Origin of the sequence: Trichloromonas sp. (genome assembly GCF_041583255.1) — a bacterium.
Taxonomy (GTDB): Bacteria; Desulfobacterota; Desulfuromonadia; order Desulfuromonadales; family Trichloromonadaceae; genus Trichloromonas.
In genome coordinates this window covers 1-3,806 of sequence record NZ_JBFHGD010000268.1, presented here as the reverse complement: position 1 = coordinate 3,806, position 3,806 = coordinate 1, and the positions used below count along the sequence as shown (strand labels likewise).

The window sequence follows — 3,806 nt, the reverse complement described above, 5'->3', positions numbered from 1 at the left end:
GGCTTCCTCGGTGCGCGCGGCCGCGGCACGCACGAGTACCGCGACGTACTCGGACGCGTCGACATCATCACCGGCACCCTCGGCAAGGCCCTGGGCGGTGCCAGCGGCGGTTACACCGCCGGACGCAAGGAGCTGGTCGACTGGCTGCGTCAGCGCTCCCGTCCCTATCTTTTTTCCAACGCGCTGGCCCCGGCGGTGGTTTACGCCTCGCTGCGGGTGCTGCAGCTGCTCGAGAGCGGCGACGAGCTGCGGGCCCGGCTGCTGGGGAACAGCTGCTATTTCCGCGAGCGTATGGTCGCGGCGGGCTTCCGGTTGGCCGGCGCCGACCATCCGATCATCCCGGTGCTGATCGGTGACGCCGCCCTGAGTACTACGATGGCTGAGCGGCTGCTCGACGAAGGGGTTTACGTGGTCGGCTTCTCTTATCCCGTGGTCCCGATGGGGCAGGCCCGCATCCGCACCCAGATGTCCGCCGCCCACAGCAGCGAGCAGCTCGATGCCGCCGTCGACGCTTTTACCCGGGTCGGTCGCGAACTGGGGGTGATCGGATGAGCGGAAAAACCATGAAGGCGCTGGCCAAGCTCAAGCGCGAACCGGGCCTCTGGCTGCACCAGGCTCCGATCCCCGAGGTCGGCCACAACGACCTGCTGATCAAAATCCGCAAGACCTCGATCTGCGGCACCGATGTGCATATCTACAACTGGGACGCCTGGGCGCAGGCCACCATCCCGGTGCCGATGACGATCGGCCACGAGTACGTCGGCGAGGTTGCCGGTATCGGCCAGGAAGTCAGCGGCTTCGCGCTGGGCGACCGGGTCTCCGGCGAAGGGCACGTCACCTGCGGCCACTGCCGCAACTGCCGGGCCGGCCGCCGTCACCTCTGCCGCAATTCCGTCAGCGTCGGCGTCAGCCGCGCCGGCGCTTTCGCCGAGTACCTGGTGCTGCCGGCGGTCAACGCCTTCAAGCTCCCCGCGGCCATCTCCGACGACATGGCCGCGATTTTCGACCCACTGGGTAACGCCGTGCACACGGCGCTCTCCTTCGACCTGGTGGGGGAGGACGTGCTGATCACCGGCGCCGGGCCGATCGGCATCATGGCGGCGGCGGTGGCCCGCCACGCCGGCGCCCGCCACGTGGTGGCGACCGACATCAATCCCTACCGCCTTGAACTGGCCGGACGGCTCGGCGCCACCCGCACGGTCCGCGTCGACAAGGAATCGCTGGCCAAAGTAATGGCGCAGCTCGGCATGACCGAGGGGTTCGATGTCGGCCTGGAGATGTCCGGCGCGCCTGAAGCCTTCCGGCAGATGTTCGAGACCATCAACCATGGCGGCAAGATCGCCCTGCTCGGCATCCCCCCCGAAGAGATGGCGGTCGACTGGAACCAGGTCATCTTCAAGGGACTCACCCTCAAGGGCATCTACGGCCGGGAGATGTTCGAGACCTGGTACAAGATGTCCAGCCTGGTGCAGGCCGGCCTCGACCTGTCGCCGCTTATCACCCACCGCTTTGCCATCGACGATTTCGAAAAGGGCTTCGAGGTGATGCGCTCGGGGGAGTCGGGCAAGGTGATTCTCGATTGGGGATAAGGAGGGAGTGGCCCGGGTAACTTCCTGAGCATAAAGGGGATTGCCCAGAAACGAACATGGTTTAAGCTTGTCATGTCTATTCGGGGACAGCGCTACGGGCTGTCCCCGTTTTCTCGGTTGTCGCCCTGCCTGATGTGCCCTTGAGCGCCGGTCTCGGCGCCCTTGGTTGCAGCGGTTTTGCCGCGGCAAGTACAGTCGGTTGCAGCACTGGAGCCGCAGCCGCCGCGCAGCCCCTTGCGCCTGAGGATGAGGCCGGTGGCCAGGCCGGCAAAGGCCAGCAGGAACAGGACGAGGGTGGCCAGGTAACTCTTCATTGTTCGGTCTCTTCGATATGTTTCAAGTGTCGGATTTGCCTGTGCCGGCGGCCGACCGAACGCAGCATTACAGGTCGGCCAGACCCTGGGCGTGGCGGATCATCCGCTTCATGGCTTTTTCTTCCTGGTCCTTGAGGGAACGGAAGAGATTGAGGGTTTCGGCGTTGGTGCAGTGTTCGATCAGGTCGGCGAAATAGTCGATCAGGGTGCGTTTATAGCCCACCGCCGCTTTCACCAGCTGATCGAGATCACTTTTGGCCGCCTCGTCGAGCAGGTCCTCGCGGGCTTCGGGGAAATTGCTCTCCAGCCCTTTGAACCAGTGGTCGAGCACGTGGGGCGACGCCTCGCGGCAGAATTCCCCCAGGGCAAGTGCCCGGTGCTCTTCGTGGTCGATCAGGTAGTCGAGCATCAGCCGGGCCCGCGGCTCGATTTCGCCGTCGGCCAGCGCCTGGAAGTAGCGGCTGACCGTGCGGTGGTATTCCGGGGCCAGGTGATGCAGAATGGTCCGGGTCTGTTCGAAACGCATGATCCTCTCTCCGTCGGCTCAGATGCCGAAGTCGTCAAACATAATGTTGTCCTGCTCCACTCCCAGGTTGTACAGCATGTCCGTCAGCGCCTTGACCATCATCGGCGGGCCGCACAGGTAATATTCGCAGTCTTCCGGTGTCGGATGGTCGCCCAGGTACTGGTCGTGCAGGTACTGGTGGACGAAGCCGGTGGCACCGGTCCACTGGTCTTCCGGGGCCGGGTTCGACAGCACCAGGTGCCAGCTGAAGTTGGGGAACTCTTTCGCCAGGGCGTCGAACTCCTCCACGTAAAAGGCTTCGCGCCGGCTGCGGGCGCCGTACCAGAAGGAGATTTTGCGCTGTGAACGGAGCCGCTTGAGCTGGTCGAAGATGTGCGAGCGCATCGGCGCCATGCCGGCGCCGCCGCCGACGAAGATCATCTCGGCGTCGGTCTTCTTGGCGAAAAACTCGCCGTAGGGCCCCGAGACGGTGACCCGGTCTCCCGGCTTGAGGTTGAAAATGTAGGAGGACATCTGCCCGGGCGGGGCGTCGGGGACCGCCGGCGGGGGCGGGCAGACCCGCACGTTAAGCATGATGACTCCCTTCTCGTCGGGGTAGTTGGCCATCGAATAGGCGCGCATGACCGCTTCTTTGACTTCGGATCGGTACTGCCAGAGGTCATACTTGTCCCATTCGTCCCGGAACCGTTCGGCGATCTCCATGGTCCGGTATTCGACCACGTGGGGCGGCGCTTCGATCTGGATGTAGCCGCCGGCGCGGAAATCGAGATCCTCCCCTTCGGGCAATTCCAGCACCAGCTCCTTGATGAAGGTGGCGCGGCTGTCGTTGGAGCGTACGCTGCATTCCCATTTGCGGATGGAAAAGATCTCGGCCGGCAGCTCAAGGGCCAGGTCCTGCTTGACGCCGAGCTGGCAGGAGAGGCGGTACCCCTCTTTGGCCTGGCGCTTGGTGATGTGGGCGGTTTCGGTCGGCAGGATGTCGCCGCCGCCTTCGAGCACCTTGACCCGGCACTGGCCGCAGGTTCCGCCGCCGCCGCAGGCCGAGGGGATGAAGATGTCGTGGTCGCCCAGCACGCCGAGGAGCTTGCCGCCGGGGTTGACCGAAAGGCTCTTGTCGGCGTCCTCGTTGATGGCGATGGACACCTTGCCAGCCGGGATCAGCCAATTCCTGGCGAGCAGGATCAGCACCACCAGGATCAGGACGATGCCGGTGAAAAAGAGGACTCCTAAAGTGATTTCAGTCATCGTTCATCCTGCAATTCAGTTTTTGCCCGTCAGAAGTAAATCAGTTGACCTCCCACCCGTGTGACGCCGCCGGAGCGGCGTGGGCATTTCGGGAAAAAGGCGGGCGGATGTTTGAGCGAAGCGAGTTTTCGC

Annotated in this window: 5 protein-coding genes; 2 read left to right on the top strand and 3 right to left on the bottom strand. The window is 64.1% G+C overall.

The genetic code is table 11. The features are described 5' to 3' along the window. The coding region (locus tag ABYV89_RS15310) for an aminotransferase class I/II-fold pyridoxal phosphate-dependent enzyme (RefSeq protein ID WP_432823800.1) at window positions 1-552 on the top strand (552 nt) is incomplete at its 5' end. A gap of 11 nt (window positions 553-563) precedes the next feature. Then, entirely contained in the window at window positions 564-1,589 is a 1,026-nt protein-coding gene (gene tdh / locus ABYV89_RS15305) for an L-threonine 3-dehydrogenase (protein ID WP_432823801.1), read from the top strand. Between the two features lie 92 nt (window positions 1,590-1,681). On the opposite strand, the gene ABYV89_RS15300 is transcribed toward tdh, so the two are convergent. From ABYV89_RS15300 to nqrF, 3 genes are all read right to left on the bottom strand, one after another. Then, window positions 1,682-1,903, bottom strand: coding sequence for a hypothetical protein (locus ABYV89_RS15300; RefSeq protein ID WP_432823799.1), 222 nt, complete (start codon window positions 1,901-1,903; stop codon window positions 1,682-1,684). Between the two features lie 67 nt (window positions 1,904-1,970). Further along, complete coding sequence (locus tag ABYV89_RS15295) at window positions 1,971-2,429, bottom strand: aminoglycoside phosphotransferase (RefSeq protein ID WP_432823798.1); 459 nt, start codon at window positions 2,427-2,429, stop codon at window positions 1,971-1,973. 18 nt (window positions 2,430-2,447) lie between these two features. Continuing rightward, a complete protein-coding gene (gene nqrF, locus ABYV89_RS15290; protein ID WP_432823797.1) occupies window positions 2,448-3,674 on the bottom strand; it encodes an NADH:ubiquinone reductase (Na(+)-transporting) subunit F in 1,227 nt (408 codons plus the stop codon). Between the last annotated feature and the right edge of the window lie 132 nt (window positions 3,675-3,806).